We start from the raw sequence: 16,717 nt of genomic DNA, 5'->3' as shown, positions 1-16,717 counted from the left end.
GCTAAATCTCAATAATAATCGGAAGAATCATCGGCTTTCTCTTTGTTTGATTAAATAAATACTGGCCAACCGATTTTTTAATATTTTGTTTCATTACATTCCATTTATGAATATTCTCTGATTGCAAGTCATTGACAGTCTTTTTGACCAAACGGTTTACTTCCTTCAGTAATTCATCAGAGTTACGGGCATAAACAAATCCCCTCGTAATCGTATCTGGGCCAGAAATAATCTTCCTGTCGCCCTTGCTGATGGTAATAATAACAACAAGCATCCCATCTTCCGATAGCTGCTTTCGATCTCTTAACACAATATCGCCAACATCCCCAACACCCATCCCATCTACATATGTGTCTCCTGCTGGGACAAAGCGTGTTTGACGGGCTACTCCATTTTTGATATCGACAACTTCTCCATTTTTAATAATAAAAGTATTTTCTTTTTCCACTCCCACTGATTCTGCTAATATTCGATGATGGTAGAGCATACGAGATTCTCCATGAATGGGAATGAAGTAGGTTGGTTTCATTAAGGTTAACATTAACTTTAGATCTTCTTGATAGCCATGACCAGAAACGTGCATACCGGTTGTACTGCCAGAACCATAAATTACTTTTGCCCCAAGTTGAAATAAATTATCTATGATTTTAGAGACGTCTTTTTCATTTCCAGGGATTGGAGATGCTGCTAGAATAACAGTATCCCCCGGATATATTGTAACATCGCGAAAGTTCCCACTTGCTAAACGTGACAAAGCAGCCATTGGTTCTCCTTGACTACCTGTACAGAGAATGGCAACTTTCTCTGCTGGCAGTTGGTCTACTTGACTGACATCAATTAACATTCCCTCCGGCATATGAAGATAGCCACGTTCTATAGCAACGTTCACCACATTTACCATACTGCGGCCAAGCAATGCTAATTTACGATTCGTTTTTATAGCAGACTCTACTACTTGTTGTATTCTATTAACATTCGAAGCAAATGTCGAAATGAAAATTTTCCCATCTGCTTTCATAAAGGCTTCATCTAAATGAGAACCAACCATTTGTTCAGAAGGAGTTAACCCCTTTCGTTCTGCATTTGTGCTCTCTGATATTAATGCTAAAACTCCCTGCTGCCCGATTTCCGCCATTTTATGTATATCAGCATATTGGTTATTCGCCGGGGTTAAATCAAATTTAAAGTCACCTGTGTGAACAATATTTCCTTCTGGGGTGTGGAAAACAACTCCAAGACAGTCTGGGATACTGTGACTTACCTTAAAAAAGGAAACTTGCACTTCTCCAAACTCTAGCTTGGAGCTAGAATCAATAGTTATTAATTTTGTCTCTCCGTTTAGCTTATGCTCATTGATTTTAAGCTCTATTAAACCTAAGGTAAATCTTGTAGCATAAATAGGAATGCTTAATTTCCTTAGAATATAGGGGATTCCACCAATATGGTCTTCATGACCATGGGTAACGATTAAAGCTTTAATTTTATCCTGATTCTCCTCCAAATAGGTTATATCTGGAATTATTAAATCAATACCCAATAAGCTTTCATCAGGAAATTTCCCTCCACAATCAATAACAAAAATTTCATCCTCATATTGAACGACATACATATTTTTTCCGATTTCATTTATTCCGCCTAATGCAAAAAACGACAAAGCATTCTCATCCACTTTCATTATTCTCCTCCTTAGCACACTAAATATTGTTATTATTTCTTTTTTATTTAGCTTTCATGCAAAAAGAAGAGAAACACATCTATTGCTTAAGAAACTTTAAAGAAAAGGCTCCTGCAGAAAAAGAAAAAACCCCAATAAGGGGTCTTAATCCAAAATTCACTATTTTAAGTTTTTTATGCCAGTTTCTAATACTTCCATTTGCCATAACGTTTGTTCGTCTGTTATGGTCTTATCTTCCCCATTTATAATCGCTTTGTATAAATCATCATACACTCTTCCATAATCGCCGTTTACCGATTTCACTGTTTCTTCATGGATTGTCCCTTCATCATCAATGTAGGTTAATACTCCATAATGTTTTATCGTATCTATCCCGAAATCTTTATTATCCGGCATGTAAAATAATTTTAAATGTTCCTCTTGACGATCTTTTGTTTCTTTCACAAAACATCCCTTTTTTCCATGAACGACAAAGCTAGGTCTTTCTTTCAATCTAAAATAACTAGACTTTACAGACACTTTCATCTTCCCATAATATAAATCTAAATCAAAATAATCATTCATTCTTCCTTGTCCTAATAATTGCCTTACATCATAATGAATATGATCAGGTTTGCCAAAATAGCTGATGACTTGATCAAGCGTATGGCAGCCATGTCCATATAAAAATGACTCCGCAGGATTAAAGGTCTGTGCAGATTCTGGCACTTCCGGACGGTAATAATCGTAGTGCATTTCCACTTCCAGCAAATCCCCTAGTTTTCCTTCTTCAATGACCTTTTGCACAGTCAGAAAATCACTGTCAAAACGTCTATTTTGATACGCCTGCACAATTAAATTCTTCTCTTTCGCCAATGCAAATATTTCTCTGGCCTGTTCGGCAGTTTCCATAAAAGGTTTTTCAACTAAACAGTGTTTATTATGTTCTAGTGCTAATTTAGTGTATTCAAAATGACTGTCATGTCTTGTGCAAATAACAATTAATTGAATGTCTTTATCATTTAATAATTCATTTAAATCAGATGTATAATTGACTCCTGCAATTCGATCCCAGCTTTCACGCTTTGGATTTCTTTGGTAAATTGTTTTTACCTTGATATTCTCTCTTTGTAATACAAACGGCAGATGATATCTGTTTGTGCTTTTCCCATTTCCAATATAACCAATAGTAAGCATAGCAGCCTCCTAAAAATTTATTTATTATACTATTTATCCCATTTTTCTTCCTATTTGTCATGTGAAAAGCACCTCCTAAAAAAATCATACTAGGAGGTGCTTTTCTCTTTTATATTGTCTTACTTACATTAAGTGAATTAGGTGGAATACAATACCTACCACGAATAAGCCAAGAATCATAACGATTGGAGAAACTTTCTTTCTAAGCAGCCACATACAAAGAAGTGTTAACAATAATCCAGCTAAACCAGGAATTAAGCTATCTAAGTTGCTTTGTAATGTAGTTACTTTTATTGGATCTAATGAAAGACCAGCAGCTTGCTGTTCCAAGGCGGTCTTAATCCCCTCTGCTCCAGCAGGTAATTTATCCCAATCAATATAAGCACCTTCATCAAGCTCTACTGACGATACAACAGGGGTAAATTTGACCGATACCCACCGGTTTACGAGTGCACCGAGGATAAACATCCCGAGAATCGATGCCCCTTTTGTAATGTTTTGTAGCAACCCACCAGATAAGTCATCCGTAATTTTTGAACCAGCTTTGTAGCCAACTTCTTGTGTATACCAAGTGAATCCCATGCGGATAAGGTTCCAAGCAAAGAAGTAAATAATTGGTCCAAGAATATTACCAGTTAAAGCAAGAGAAGCAGCCAAAGCACCAAGGATTGGCTTCACTGTAAACCAGAAAACTGGATCTCCAATACCAGCTAATGGTCCCATCATTCCGACTTTAACCCCTTGAATTGCTTTATCATCCACTGGTGCTCCATTAGCACGCTCTTCTTCAAGTGCTAATGTTACACCAAGAATAGGTGAAGCCACATAAGGATGTGTATTAAAGAACTCTAAGTGACGTTTTAGTGCTTCCGCACGATCTTCTTTTGATTTATATAATCTTTTTATAGCAGGAATCATGGCAAATGCCCAACCACCGTTTTGCATACGTTCATAGTTCCAAGAACCTTGAATAAACGTGGAACGCCACCAAACCGAAATACGATCTTTTTTTGATAATTTAAATGCTTTTTCCATTTTCTGTCCCCTCCTTCTTAGTAATTATCGATAATATCGCCTAGTGGATCACCAGTGTTCCCATTTCCGCCATTACCAGAACCGCCTTTGTTAGAAAGCGCAAGATAGATAAGAGCAAGAGCCACACCGATAGCCCCAAGACCAATAAGTGTAATTTGTGAAACAGTCGCTAATACGAAACCAATCGCAAAGAATGGCCATACTTCTTTTGTAGCCATCATGTTAATAACCATTGCGTAACCAACAGCTACAACCATTCCCCCACCGATTGCTAAACCGTTTGTCAACCAATCTGGCATTGCTGTAAGTAAGTCACTCACAGGACCTGCCCCAATAGCGATAATTAATGCAGCTGGAATAGCAATACGTAATCCTTGTAAGATAATCGCAAAAATATGCCATAGTTCAACTTTTTTAATGTTTCCTTCTTTCGCCGCCGCATCCATCAAATGCACCAATCCTGTTGCAATTGTACGAACGATGATAGTTAATAATAAACCAGCAACTGCAAGTGGAACTGCAATCGCAATAGCAGAAGATACACCGGCATCTCCTTGACCACTTAAAACTAAAATAATGGCAGATGCAACTGATGCTAATGCAGCATCCGGTGCTACTGCAGCCCCGATGTTCGCCCAACCTAAAGCGATCATTTGAAGGGTACCACCTAAGATAAGACATGGTACTAATTCTCCTGTAACTAAGCCGATTAACGTACAGGCAATGATTGGTTGGTGAAAGTGGAATTCATCCAGGATTCCTTCAACACCAGCTAAAAACGCTACAATAATGACTAATAATATTTGAATCATATTTAAATCCATGTTTATTAATCCTCCTTTTTCTTTGATATTCGGATTATTTTCGTCTATTTAATTCATCTTGTGCTTTCTTGATTATTTCATCCATATTACCTTTTGAATCATTCGGAACTTTACGTACATCAAAGCTTAAACCAGCTTCTTTTAACTTCGCAAATGCATCAATATCGTCTTGGTTAAAAGCTAACACCTTATTCGGCTGAACTTTACCAGGTGAGTGTGCCATAGAACCTACGTTGATTGTCTTTAATGGAACACCACCCTCAACTGCTCTAAGAGCATCTTGTGGATTTTCAAATAGTAGTAAAGCGCGTTGACCACCAAAATGTTGATCATCTTTTGCAAGTTCAATCATTTTTTTCACAGGAACAACATGTGCTTTTACTCCTGGAGGAGCAGCCTGTTGGATTAATTTCTTCCGAAGTTCATCCTTCGCTACTTCATCAGAGACAACAATAATACGGGTAGGCTGTGTCGTTTTTGTCCAAGCAGTTGCTACTTGTCCATGAAGTAAACGAGAATCAATACGTGCTAACACATATTCAAATTTTCCAGGAGCACCTGCACTTACTGGCTGAGCAGTCGTATTAGCAGCTGTTTCTGCTGGTTCTAAAGCTTCAGGTCTTACTTTAACTCCTTCTTTAGCTGTTCCTAAAATATGTGCGGCAATTTCATGTGCAGTGTTCATTGTAAAGCGTGATGCATAAGCTTCAATCAACATTGGTAAGTTCATACCAGCAACAATTGCCCATTTTTCATTATGTTCTTCAAACAAGCTATTGGCTTGGTTGAAAGGAGTTCCACCCCAAAGATCAACTAAGAATAGTACTTCGTCTTGGTTATCGAAAGAGGCGATCGCTTCTTGCATTTTTGCCTTTACATCTGCAGGTCCTTCGCTTGGCATCAATGTAACAGCTTTTACATTTTCTTGCTCTCCGAAGATCATTGCTCCAGATTGCAAGATACCACTGGCAAATTCACCATGACTAGCAATGATAATTCCTACCATCTTTTTACCTCCCATTATTATTTTTACAGCTATCAAGCTGCATTTTTCCAACTCATCTAAAGCGATTACATAAAAGCGATTACAGTGTTTGATAAAAATAAAAAAGGCATGAGTAAAAAGTCGATTTAAATGAAGTTATAGGTATAGAATGCCCCTATTCCCTTCATTCAATCATACTTTTTTACTCATGCCTGATCGAATCAGTAACACGTAAAATAATGACGATAGTTATTCAATTTATTCTGTAAACGCTTTAAACGGAGTAATTAATATCCTTCTGCTTCACTTTAGTAAGCTTGCAAAAAAATTATAGCACACTGGATTTTCTCTTTCAATAGGGAAATTATTTTTTTTGATTCCGCTATCATTTTCTGAAACCCTCTCTCCCAAACAATGCTATGATTCTTTAATTGCAATAGTTTTTTCCTCTATCCATTCTACTGCGGATCTATTATTTTTTCGACTTACCCTTTAATCCGCGTTTAATAACATCAAAGAAACTCAACGATTGAACCATACGCTTCGGATCAACGTACTCACGAATTGTCCGTAAAACTTTTTTCGGGTCTTTAGAGGAAAATGTATATGTCCCATTTCGCTTCGTTTGGATAGAATAACGCGGAATCCATTTCCCCTTGAACATGATAGAAGCAATTACATAATCCACCTCTTCCCAAGGAATCTGGATAAACTTGCGAGCATCACGGCTATTAAAGAATTCAAAGCCCTTGTCCCCAATCATAATCTTCCCATATTCTGAGATTCCTGTGTGTGAGGTTGCGTTCATAACTAAATCGACTTTTGTATTAATTGATTGGACCATTTGTTTACTCCATTTCTATCTTTTAATACTAATAATTATACGTCTTTTTTTGCTTTAAGCAAATACTCTGGGAGAGTTCACATTATCTTAAGAATTTGGATTGAGTAATATAGAAGATGTTATATCTATCGGAGATCTCTCGTATTAATAGTCTAGTATTTTATTAGTAAAAACTTGAATAGTCTAAACAGAATTGACTTATTAGGAAATATAAAATAAGGAACAAGTGGATAACACCTGTTCCTTAGCTATTTATCTCCAAATATCTTTTAATACCCAATAAGTAAAATCAATTACTTGTGCTTCGCCATTTTCCAGAAAAAGTTCTACACCTAATCTTTCCTCCTTTGGATATATTCGACTAGTCATTGATACCTCTCCATCATTGGCGAATATCTCTATAGAGGATCGATCAATAAACACCCTGAGAGAAAGTAACTGGTCTGATTTAAGCATTGTACTTCTAATCCCATCTTCCTCCTTACCAGACTTTGAACAATCCAATACTAACTTTTTATTCTCTTTTTGATACATGATGGTTGTCTTTTCTTGATTGATCCCACAAATTTTTAAGCCGACAGCCTCAGCTGATGTTTTTGCCAAGTCAAACTCTACTCTCAATTCAAGTAGATCCTCTTTTATTTCAACGAAATAAACACTGGATAAAATATGATTTTTACATACAGTTCTCTCTGTTTCCCGCAATAAAGTTAACTCTTCAACAGGATTCATTAAAATTTTATTATCTTCCCCTAATTTTAGTTCCCTTGGCAGTGTTAACGCTCCACACCATCCATCTTCCTTCGATGGCATGTTTGACTCCCACATATCCATCCAACCAATGGAGATACGGCGACCTTTATTATCCAGGAATGTTTGAACAGCATAAAAATCATGTCCATTATCCAACTCAATAAAAGCACCGTGTACAAACTCATTTGTTTCGTAATTATATTCACCAACTAAATATCCTGTTTGAAATAAATTATTATATAAATCTCCTTTTGCTTCTATCCCTTGTGGCGAAAATAATAAGACATACTTTCCGTCCAGTTCAAAGAAATCAGGACACTCCCACATATATCCAAGAGTTCCATCGCTTTCAGCCAAAACACCAAGATACTCCCATTTTCTTAAATCTATTGATTTATAAAGAACTGCTTTTCCAATATCCCCTTTTCGAGTACCTAATACCATATACCAATAATCCCCGTGTTTCCACACTTTCGGGTCGCGAAAATGCCCGGACCCTTCCTCTGGATGCCTTGTAATTACTGGATTTGCAATTTCCTTTGTAAAATGAATACCATCATTACTTGTCGCGATACATTGTGATTGATCAAGAATATCTTTTTCTTGATCAATAAAGATATTCCCTGTATAAATTAATGTCAGGATCCCGTTATGATCAACTGCGCTTCCTGAAAAACAACCATCTTTTTCATAATCTTCTGTTGGAGCAAGAGCAATCGGCAAGTGTTCCCAGTGAACCAAGTCTTTACTTTTCACATGCCCCCAATGCATAGGCCCCCAATTTTCATCGTATGGGTGATGTTGATAGAATACATGGTATTCCCCCTTATACTGTACTAATCCGTTAGGATCATTTATCCAGTTTGCTGGAGCCATAATATGGTAACCTAAACGATAACGATTGTTGATTTTTTTCTTTGCATTTTGAAGAGCTTCTTCCGCTTGTAACAGTTTATCAATTGTTTTCATCTGAAAAGCCTCCTAACTAATCTCTTTCAAATTTTTTGAAGTTTTATTGACTATGTTTTTATCAGAATTTAATAAAGTAAAAATTGAAATAGTGGAAAATAAAAGTACTGAAATTCCCATAATGATATAAGATTGACGGAAGCCAATACTATCATATAAATTACCCGCTACAGGCGACAGAATCGAAGCACCAACTTGTGACGAAAATTGGAAACCAACTAAATATAACACAGATGACAAGCGTGTATCGAAGTTTGCTGCCAAATATTTAAAGATTGCAATTAACATGATTGGCAGTTCAACTGCATGAATCAATTTCATTGCTGATATTCCGATTGGTCCTGCAACTAGCCCCGAACCAACAATTCGGAAAGCCATTAAATAACCCGCTAAGAGTAAACTTTTTTTCGGTCCAAGCTTATTTACAATAAACGGAGCAAGGAACATCATTCCTGCCTCTAAAAAAACTTGGAAGGAATTTAAGTATCCAAATACTTGATTTCCTAATTCCTTTGTTGGGAATAAAGATGAATAATAAATTGGAAACTGCTGATCATAAACACTATAAACACAGGTGACCCCAATTACATACATCATCAATAACCAAAAGTCCTTTAAAAGAAACAATTGTCCAACATCTTTTAATTTTACTGAATCTGCTTTTTCCATCTCCTGATTTGAAATTTCAACTTGTACCGAAATAATGATGGCGACTAAGATTATAGCTGAGACAGAAGCAATCCAAAAGTTGATATTAGGATTAATATTAAATAATTGGCCAGCGAAAAAAGTCGCTGCCGCCCAGCCTAAAGAGCCCCACATTCTTGATTTCCCATATTCAAAGTTGTACTTACGTCCTACTTTTTCAATATACGATTCAATTGCTCCAATTCCTGCTAGAAAGGCAGAACCTAGGTAAAGTCCCCCTACGATTGCACCCACCATTACATTGTATTGTAATAATGGCCCATAAACATAGATATAAAAAGGTCCAACAAATACAAGTAATAAACTAATGAAAAATAAGATGTTTTTCTTTAAGCCAATTTTGTCTGAAATATATCCATATAACGGTTGCATACACAAAGCAAAGATAGCGTTTACAGAAAAGATAATACCTGTTTCCGCCCCATTTAAATTAACCTCTTGCCCTAACCAAATTGAAAATAAGGAATAGCTGGATGACCAAGTGAAAAAGAAAAAGAAAAAATATGCACTTAATTTCCAATAAAGACTTTTTGAACTCTTCATTTTCATATCTCCTTTACAGTAATTTAGAAAAACAAACCCAAACAAATACTGAAAGCACTTTCAATGATCATTCTATGTCAACCGGTTCCATATGTCAACCCGTTGACATAATAAACAGAAAAATAATCTACTAAACAATCTTTTAAGCTATTGTTCCTTTTAGTACTTTTACTGGAAGCTTTATTGAATAGAGGATCCCTAAATTCGCTTTCATTTTTACCTCTATAAACATTAATACAAGAAATAAAGTTTAATAAATTCCAAATGTATCTTTTAAAAGAAGAAGTTCTCTTTAATCTAAATAAATAAAATAATTGTAAAACTAAAAATTATATGATAACATTCAAATAAATTTGAACGTTAAAGGAGTATTGAATGATGTCCTCTACAAATTTATTATTGATTAAATCTTACGATCAATTAAAAGCGATTAGTGATCCCTTAAGAATAAGAATCTTTTCCGAAATAACAAACCAATCCAAAACGGGGAAACAAATTGGGGATATTTTAAATATCCCTGCCCCTAAGGTGCATTACCATTTAAAGGAACTTGAAAAAGTTAAGATAATATATATTGAAAAAACGGAATTACTAAATGGGATTGCACAGAAATTTTATAAGACTTATGGAACAGATATTGTTATCGACCAAAAGCTTTTTCCTCACCTCAATGAAATGAATGAATCAATTAGAACTTCAATATATTCAATTTTGTCAAATGCAAGAAATGAGGCAATTGTTGCTCCCGAGGAATCATTTTCAATATCTTCAGGAGAATATATGGATTGGCCATTAATTTCTATTCAAACAAAAGTTAATATTAATCGACAACAGTTTATGAAGTGGAAAAAAAAGTATCATAATCTTTTAAATGAATTAGCAATTATGGAAAATACGGACCAAGAAGATATAAGCACTTTTTATATTTCAAGTGTAGGTTTCGAAGTAAAAAAGGAAAAAGGTGAATTTTAAAATGATATCCTTATTTAGAAACTGGAGGTTTACACGATTATTTTCCGGAAGAATTATAACTAATATGGCAGACAGTATCTATTATATTGCAGCAATGTGGTTAGTATATGAATTAGGAGGATCAGCATTTCACACTGGATTAGCAGGCTTTTTAGCCTTGTTACCACAAGCAATACAATTTTTAGCAGGTCCATTGGTTGATCGTTGGTCTTTAAGAAAAACCCTATTTATTACTCAGCTTGTTCAAGGCATACTTATAGCTATTATTCCGATTGCGCATCAATTCAATTATTTAAATGTAACTACAGTACTAATTATAATTCCTTTGATATCTTTGCTAAATCAATTCGCATACCCGGCTCAAACAGCTGCTTTACCTTTGATATTGAAAAAAGATGAATTAGTTAAAGGTAATTCATTATTTAGTTTTGCTTATCAAGGCATTGATATGGCTTTTAATGCAATTGCGGGTATACTAATTTCATTATTAGGAGTAGTAACGTTATTCATTATAGATTCCATAGTATTTTTTATTGCTGCCGTATTATTTTTATCAATTAGAATTTCTGTTAATGAGGATCCAGATGTCTTAATACCAGATAATAAACAAAGAAAACTGAAACAATTACTTAAGAATTATTGGTTAGAATTAACTGATGGATTTAAATTTGTTTTTGGTTCTATCATTGCTAAATTATTTGTATCGATAGTTGTTGCAAACTTTGCAATTGGGGCGACCCTTGCTATTTTACCAGTATACGGTGAATACCTTGGTGGTTCTGAGACATATGGATATTTAATGGCAGCATTATCAGCAGGAACATTAATAGGAGCTCTATTGGGGAGTATTATGGGAAAATTCCCTTTAGGTACTTTGACAATTATAGCATTTATTATAGGATTTTGTTTTTGGATTAGTTCCATCTTTATGCCTTCAAAAACTTTATCTATTATATTGTTTGGTTTTGCTTGGATACCTTTAGGTGTAACCAATGTTGTCATGAATTCAGCTATATTAGGAATGATTCCACAGAAATTGGTTGCGAGAACTATTACGGTGGCAGCTAGTATCGGGACTTTAATGATGCCTATCGGTTCCCTTTTAGGCGGTTACGTTGCTACAATTCTTGATATTACCCTAGTCTTCGGATTATTAAGTTTTGGATTTTTATTCATATCAATTTTTTGGATTTTAAATTCTACATTAAGGAAATTGCCACAGCCAGTTAAAATGAATGCTGAAGATTATGGATTACATGTAAAAAATCAAAAATCCAACTCAGGCTAAATAAACCAACTATAGTCTAGAAGTTCTCATCAACATACTTCTTTATTGATCATCTCTTACTATCCTTTCTGCGGATAAGCTTTGTACTGTTCATTTAAGTTGATTTTTGTATAAAATTTACTTTCTATTAAAATAATTACAACTTATAATGTATTTAAATCTATACTAAGGAGAAAGAAATGAATTATGAAAACATCTACCCCATGCCCTAACTGTAACAAATCTCTTACAATCGAACATTTTGAAGATTTTCCATCACCATTTAATATGAAATGCCCGCATTGTAAGGCTAAGTTAAAAGAAACAAAGATGACACCAATATTAATTTTAGTAGCAATAATCATAATTCCTCTCTTTATTTTACTTGGTGTCACTGTCAAAAACTTTTTAACTAACTTCTTTCCTATTGTGGAAAAAATTCCTACAGCAATAATTTTCCTAGCATTTTGCTATCCCGTTTATGCTTTATATGAAGCTTTCAATGCTGTTATTATCTTTAAAGGGAATCTCCAATTAAAAAAACGTCAGTAATAATAGAAGCGTGAATTCTCTCACGCTTTTTGTATTAAATTAGAGCTTTTCTTTTCCGATTGCACAGCTGTTATCTACTTTCCTTACGTTTAACTATTAGCTTTCGTCCATCACATATTTCCGTATCTAATTCTTGTTAATTTCATGAAAACGATGTCTTCATTTTCTTTATCAAACCAAAACACCATACTCCCACGACATCGTCTAAAATCTTAGCCAACTTTACTCCTCCTTGCTTCACTTTAGTTATCTGTTTTCACTTCATGTCGAATCTTTTAGTTTTTTGTGGAATTCTATTCCTTTAATAATTCCAGTATTTGATATACCATAAATATACTTATTACGTTTGAAAGGCGGTGAATTCATGAAAAAAAATCTCTTGAAAATTACAATGGTTTTTGGATTAATTTTCTCTGTGTCATCACCAGTATTTGGTTCAGATGTGAAACCAATGATTTCTGACTGTGGTGGTTCAGAACATCCAGTTCCGTGCTGGGCTTATTAAATTTTGTACAGTAATACATTGGAACCTTTATTGATTTACTTTTATGAAACAATTATGCCTTTCCTTCTCTCCCTCCCGAAGGATTAAAAATGATGATATTCCTTGATGCAGCCAAAAGCTCGGAATATCCAAATGACTATATAATTTTCTTAATTCTTGCCTATACCTAGATTGCGGGCTGGAGGATTATAAGCCTTTAAGTGGAAAGGTATTGACTTTGGAGAACATACCATTAACGCCAGCTATCCACAAACGATTAACCCCTCATTCATTAAGACATACACACTTTTCTTTTAGCAGAAGCAGGAAATGAATTACTTCAAATCATGGACCGGTAGGAACATACACATTACTAATGACAGAAAAAAAGAAGCCTCTCAAAAGCTTGGTGAACTGATGAGAAGCCTGTAAAGTGATGGAGTTTTTCCATCACTTTTTATTCCTTATAAATGTTCTATTCTTTAATGAAATACTATTTTAGCATGTCAAAAATCCAGTTACACAACTGTTGAGATGTTAAAAGCTCTATAAATATAGTGGTCAAGGTGCTACCAATTCAACCTTAATTCTATCCGGATCTTCAAAATAAACCGCGTAATGTTTTTCCCCTCCTGCATAGGGATGCTTATCGGTATAAAGGATTTTAACACCTTTTTGGTCTAACTTTCTTGTCATATCGTCTATTTGTTGACGAGAACTTGCGTGGAATGCCAAATGGTTTAGACCTACCCGACATCTATGGTAAGGTATGTCCATAAACCGTTCTTCTGCTTGTACGAAAACAATATATGTCTCTCCGAGTTTCCAGCTATGTCCACTTTCCCACGATTGAAAAGACTCATATCCTAATTCCTCTAAAAACCACCCCCAAAAGGTGATTGAACTTTTCAAATTTGAAACATATATTTCAATATGGTGAATAAGACCTTTTGACAATGGATGGCCTCCTTTTCTAATCTATATAGATTATTTTATCAGATAATTTAGAGCTACAATTATTTAAAGCAACATTCTTTAAGAAAATATCCTTAGAAAAATATTTTATTTGTTTTTTGTTGGGGCAAATTGGGCAAAGCTAATAGTCCTTTTAAAAAAATTCTCTGGAAGTTTCATATTACAAATACATGCTGGCTTTTTTATAATAAATTTACAAAAATATGATATGTGAACAAACTTTTATTAAGTCATATTAAAAGAAGACTATATCAATGACCACCATCTGGATCTGGTCTTGCTGGCCTCCAACTGATGGACCTAATTTTGGTCTGACTCCATCCACCTGGATTATTTTCATTAAATGTTCTACTTCCTTCTACAGTATCTTGTTTATACAGTCTTCCTCCGATAACTTATCATTCGTTAATTATGTATTCTAGTTATGATATTAAATACCCCCACAAAAAAACCAACTTTGGAGAGGGCTATTTAGGCATGATTTAATAACAACCTGATTACTGCTTATCCAACTTTAAATGATTATTCATCCTAGCAAGTAGTATTGGAAAAATCGGTATATCAGTTCTACCTTTATATACAGAAGAAACAAATTTTATAAATTCTTCATCAATTTCGTAATCTGAGTAAACTAAACTCCAAGCAGATTCACCTGCAAATTCGACTATATCTTTATCACTATGCTTGAGGAAATGTCTAATATTATCAAGATTTTCAGCAAGAATTTCCTGGTCATCTGACAAATTATTGAAAGCTTCAATACCAGTTAGCACTTCTATTTTATTATTACTATTTATTAAACGTCTTGCTTCTTCAATGGTATATGTTATTGTGTCATCATCTTCTTCAAAGTTTCCTTCCACTTCTTCTCCTTCGATATATAAAGCCTTTAACATCTTACTAAAAGTTTCATACAACTCTATTACTTCATCTTCATCTGTTAGAATATAAACTACTTTAGGTTCCTCTGAAGTACTGTAATCTAAAGCTAACCATTCATGACCATCACCGCTTAAAAGAATTACTCTCTCTTTATTTATCTCCCATTCTTTTAAGTAATAATCTGTTTGCATAATCCCTTCGTCTTTTTTTATTCCATGTATATATTCTATTAAAATAAAGTCATCCTCTTCCCGCCCGTTTAAAGAAAAAGGTAAAGCATTATATCTTAATGTTCCACCATTCTTTATCTTTAAAAGATCTATATATTCATCAGGTAGCTTAACTTTGAAATGTTCCTCAGCTAGTTTAATATCCTCAGACGTTATACTACTTAAAGTATAAGTGCTATTATCATCATTCCATATATTCATATAATTCCACTCCTAAAAAGCATGTATATTTCATCATAAATTTCTTGTATTAGACATAAATGGCTTGTATTCTCAATAATTACAATAATAAACTGAATTTCATAATAGAAGAATGAAAAAATATTTATTAAAATGCTCATTAGTTTTATTATCATTATATTGGTTTGTTTTTGCGAAAGAATTTGACGAAACAGAAATTGTCAAAAAAAAAAATAGAAACTCGTATGAATCGATTATTAAGAATTGCTGATTTGGTCTTCTTTTTCACCACAAACACATAAAAATACCTATGCAACCATGTTAATAGAAAAAAGAGTAGAGTTTGAATATATCCGAACAAGACTTCGACACGTAAAAGGATCTTACTTAACAAATAGTACTTATATTCATCAAACAGAACAACAAAAAAAGAAACTTTCGCTAAGATCAATTTTCTTGCGAAAATTTCTTTTTTAAAATTTTTGAGAAGAAATTGAACAAGGGATGGGCAATAACACTATCCCATCCCTTTCAAATCCTTTATACCATGGTATTACTGGGATTCAGGCGGTTATTACATCATGCCGCCCGTAGGATGAGAGTGTGTATTATCTTTAACGATAAGTGCAGAAATTGCGGTATATCAATATTCTATTGAAACTAAGGTGTAACATCTTTAACGGGGATTTACTGTTTTTTATCGGATTGCGTTAGCAAAATGTTAACAATTCAAGTTGAAATCTGCTCTGTTGTTCATACACTCCACTTGGCACGAAAATTCATTTAGTATGTCTAAGTTAAATCAAACATATCGAGAAGTCTTAATGGATATGTTTATTTCTTAATACTTTCACTATAACTACACTTAGGATACCCTTTACACCCATAAAAAACTCCATACCTACCATTTTTTCTACGAGCGGTTTGCCGCATTTCGGACAGACCTTTGATCTGTTTCCCAATAAAGTCGCTACCTCGTTCTTCATTTCCTGTGTTGTATATTCCACTTTTTTGACTTCAATAGTTTGAATTGTAGGTCCCAGAATTGACTCTGTATTTTCGCAACCTGATAGCATTTTTATCAAATTATCCGATGATATATCATTATTAACTTTATCACGTGCAACTTTCACAGGCTTACAACTCCATACTTCCCTGTCTCCTATAATATAAAGACGATATTTAGCTCTTGTAGCTGCCACATTCACAATATTTTTATTTACCCAATTTGCTGCCTTTACAGATGATTTATCACAACCAAGTAAGAATATAACCTCATCTGTTCCTTGTCCTTGGAATGTATGAACAGTTCCAATATTTTTATCTTTTAACCATTTCTTTACACGAGAATCACGTTTATAGAAATCAGATTTGCGTAATGCGTCACTCATTCCCTCTTTCACGGATGTGAATGGTGTTATAATAAATATTTTCGGAATATCACTACCGTCTTTCTTGAATTTTTCTTCAAGAAGCTTTAGAACAATCTGACCTTGTGACGGTACATAATGATTCTTATTCCCGGACTGTTCCTCACCTTTTACATTTATCCAATATGACTTCTCCAAGATAAAGGTCTTCACAACTTTTTCCTTTGGTGCTTCTGTTTGCTGTTTCATAGTTCCGTCATAAGAAAGACAATTTGATATACTATACATCGGGT

At 34.3% G+C, this 16,717-nt stretch carries 15 protein-coding genes; 4 read left to right on the top strand and 11 right to left on the bottom strand.

Features of this window, described 5'->3' with window-relative positions:
- Position 1 precedes the first annotated feature (1 nt).
- The 8 genes from C2I06_RS21360 to C2I06_RS21325 form a co-directional block, all read right to left on the bottom strand.
- Positions 2-1,675 (bottom strand): ribonuclease J, encoded by a 1,674-nt coding sequence (locus C2I06_RS21360; RefSeq protein ID WP_095332952.1) that lies wholly within the window; start codon positions 1,673-1,675, stop codon positions 2-4.
- Positions 1,676-1,834: 159 nt separating this feature from the next.
- The gene (locus tag C2I06_RS21355) at positions 1,835-2,851 is read right to left on the bottom strand and encodes an oxidoreductase (RefSeq protein ID WP_095332950.1); all 1,017 of its coding nucleotides are present in this window, start codon (positions 2,849-2,851) and stop codon (positions 1,835-1,837) included.
- Positions 2,852-2,974: 123 nt separating this feature from the next.
- Positions 2,975-3,886: a PTS system mannose/fructose/sorbose family transporter subunit IID gene (locus C2I06_RS21350; protein ID WP_047943344.1), complete on the bottom strand. Its 912-nt coding sequence runs from the start codon at positions 3,884-3,886 to the stop codon at positions 2,975-2,977.
- Positions 3,887-3,903: 17 nt separating this feature from the next.
- Positions 3,904-4,710: a PTS mannose/fructose/sorbose transporter subunit IIC gene (locus tag C2I06_RS21345; protein WP_047943343.1), complete on the bottom strand. Its 807-nt coding sequence runs from the start codon at positions 4,708-4,710 to the stop codon at positions 3,904-3,906.
- Positions 4,711-4,744: 34 nt separating this feature from the next.
- Positions 4,745-5,716, bottom strand: coding sequence for a mannose/fructose/sorbose PTS transporter subunit IIA (locus tag C2I06_RS21340; RefSeq protein ID WP_123258809.1), 972 nt, complete (start codon positions 5,714-5,716; stop codon positions 4,745-4,747).
- 451 nt (positions 5,717-6,167) lie between these two features.
- Positions 6,168-6,539, bottom strand: a complete 372-nt coding sequence (locus tag C2I06_RS21335; RefSeq protein ID WP_095332946.1) for a DUF956 family protein — start codon at positions 6,537-6,539, stop codon at positions 6,168-6,170.
- Positions 6,540-6,791: 252 nt separating this feature from the next.
- Entirely contained in the window at positions 6,792-8,252 is a 1,461-nt protein-coding gene (locus C2I06_RS21330; RefSeq protein WP_206426431.1) for a glycoside hydrolase family 32 protein, read from the bottom strand.
- A gap of 21 nt (positions 8,253-8,273) precedes the next feature.
- Positions 8,274-9,512, bottom strand: coding sequence for an MFS transporter (locus C2I06_RS21325; RefSeq protein ID WP_123258807.1), 1,239 nt, complete (start codon positions 9,510-9,512; stop codon positions 8,274-8,276).
- A gap of 375 nt (positions 9,513-9,887) precedes the next feature.
- Between C2I06_RS21325 and C2I06_RS21320 the strand changes: the two genes are divergently transcribed.
- The 4 genes from C2I06_RS21320 (at position 9,888) to C2I06_RS25200 (ending at position 12,808) form a co-directional block, all read left to right on the top strand.
- Positions 9,888-10,484: a winged helix-turn-helix domain-containing protein gene (locus C2I06_RS21320; RefSeq protein WP_123258806.1), complete on the top strand. Its 597-nt coding sequence runs from the start codon at positions 9,888-9,890 to the stop codon at positions 10,482-10,484.
- Between the two features lies 1 nt (position 10,485).
- Entirely contained in the window at positions 10,486-11,772 is a 1,287-nt protein-coding gene (locus C2I06_RS21315; protein WP_123258805.1) for an MFS transporter, read from the top strand.
- A 186-nt stretch (positions 11,773-11,958) separates the two neighbouring features.
- Positions 11,959-12,303, top strand: coding sequence for a hypothetical protein (locus C2I06_RS21310; protein ID WP_123258804.1), 345 nt, complete (start codon positions 11,959-11,961; stop codon positions 12,301-12,303).
- Positions 12,304-12,667: 364 nt separating this feature from the next.
- Positions 12,668-12,808, top strand: a complete 141-nt coding sequence (locus C2I06_RS25200) for a hypothetical protein (RefSeq protein WP_156485486.1) — start codon at positions 12,668-12,670, stop codon at positions 12,806-12,808.
- A 540-nt stretch (positions 12,809-13,348) separates the two neighbouring features.
- On the opposite strand, the gene C2I06_RS21300 is transcribed toward C2I06_RS25200, so the two are convergent.
- The 3 genes from C2I06_RS21300 to C2I06_RS26035 form a co-directional block, all read right to left on the bottom strand.
- Positions 13,349-13,744: a VOC family protein gene (locus C2I06_RS21300; RefSeq protein ID WP_123258803.1), complete on the bottom strand. Its 396-nt coding sequence runs from the start codon at positions 13,742-13,744 to the stop codon at positions 13,349-13,351.
- Positions 13,745-14,259: 515 nt separating this feature from the next.
- Complete coding sequence (locus C2I06_RS21295) at positions 14,260-15,075, bottom strand: SMI1/KNR4 family protein (protein WP_123258802.1); 816 nt, start codon at positions 15,073-15,075, stop codon at positions 14,260-14,262.
- An 800-nt stretch (positions 15,076-15,875) separates the two neighbouring features.
- The gene (locus C2I06_RS26035; protein ID WP_206427981.1) at positions 15,876-16,712 is read right to left on the bottom strand and encodes an AAA domain-containing protein; all 837 of its coding nucleotides are present in this window, start codon (positions 16,710-16,712) and stop codon (positions 15,876-15,878) included.
- Positions 16,713-16,717 lie beyond the last annotated feature (5 nt).

The organism is Niallia circulans, from assembly GCF_003726095.1.
Taxonomy (GTDB): domain Bacteria; phylum Bacillota; class Bacilli; order Bacillales; family Cytobacillaceae; genus Niallia; species Niallia circulans_A.
The sequence above is the reverse complement of the archived record's forward strand: the minus strand, read 5'-3'. Positions and strand labels throughout refer to the sequence as shown.

Excerpts from the sequence above, each read along its gene's own strand:
- C2I06_RS21355 (WP_095332950.1), bottom strand. The coding sequence starts at position 2,851 with ATGCTTACTATTGGTTATATTGGAAATGGGAAAAGCACAAACAGATAT.
- C2I06_RS21295 (WP_123258802.1), bottom strand. The coding sequence starts at position 15,075 with ATGAATATATGGAATGATGATAATAGCACTTATACTTTAAGTAGTATA.
- C2I06_RS21325 (WP_123258807.1), bottom strand. The coding sequence starts at position 9,512 with ATGAAGAGTTCAAAAAGTCTTTATTGGAAATTAAGTGCATATTTTTTC.
- C2I06_RS25200 (WP_156485486.1), top strand. The coding sequence starts at position 12,668 with ATGAAAAAAAATCTCTTGAAAATTACAATGGTTTTTGGATTAATTTTC.
- C2I06_RS26035 (WP_206427981.1), bottom strand. The coding sequence starts at position 16,712 with ATGTATAGTATATCAAATTGTCTTTCTTATGACGGAACTATGAAACAG.
- C2I06_RS21335 (WP_095332946.1), bottom strand. The coding sequence starts at position 6,539 with ATGGTCCAATCAATTAATACAAAAGTCGATTTAGTTATGAACGCAACC.
- C2I06_RS21315 (WP_123258805.1), top strand. The coding sequence starts at position 10,486 with ATGATATCCTTATTTAGAAACTGGAGGTTTACACGATTATTTTCCGGA.
- C2I06_RS21360 (WP_095332952.1), bottom strand. The coding sequence starts at position 1,675 with ATGAAAGTGGATGAGAATGCTTTGTCGTTTTTTGCATTAGGCGGAATA.
- C2I06_RS21345 (WP_047943343.1), bottom strand. The coding sequence starts at position 4,710 with ATGGATTTAAATATGATTCAAATATTATTAGTCATTATTGTAGCGTTT.
- C2I06_RS21340 (WP_123258809.1), bottom strand. The coding sequence starts at position 5,716 with ATGGTAGGAATTATCATTGCTAGTCATGGTGAATTTGCCAGTGGTATC.
- C2I06_RS21320 (WP_123258806.1), top strand. The coding sequence starts at position 9,888 with ATGATGTCCTCTACAAATTTATTATTGATTAAATCTTACGATCAATTA.
- C2I06_RS21310 (WP_123258804.1), top strand. The coding sequence starts at position 11,959 with ATGAAAACATCTACCCCATGCCCTAACTGTAACAAATCTCTTACAATC.
- C2I06_RS21350 (WP_047943344.1), bottom strand. The coding sequence starts at position 3,886 with ATGGAAAAAGCATTTAAATTATCAAAAAAAGATCGTATTTCGGTTTGG.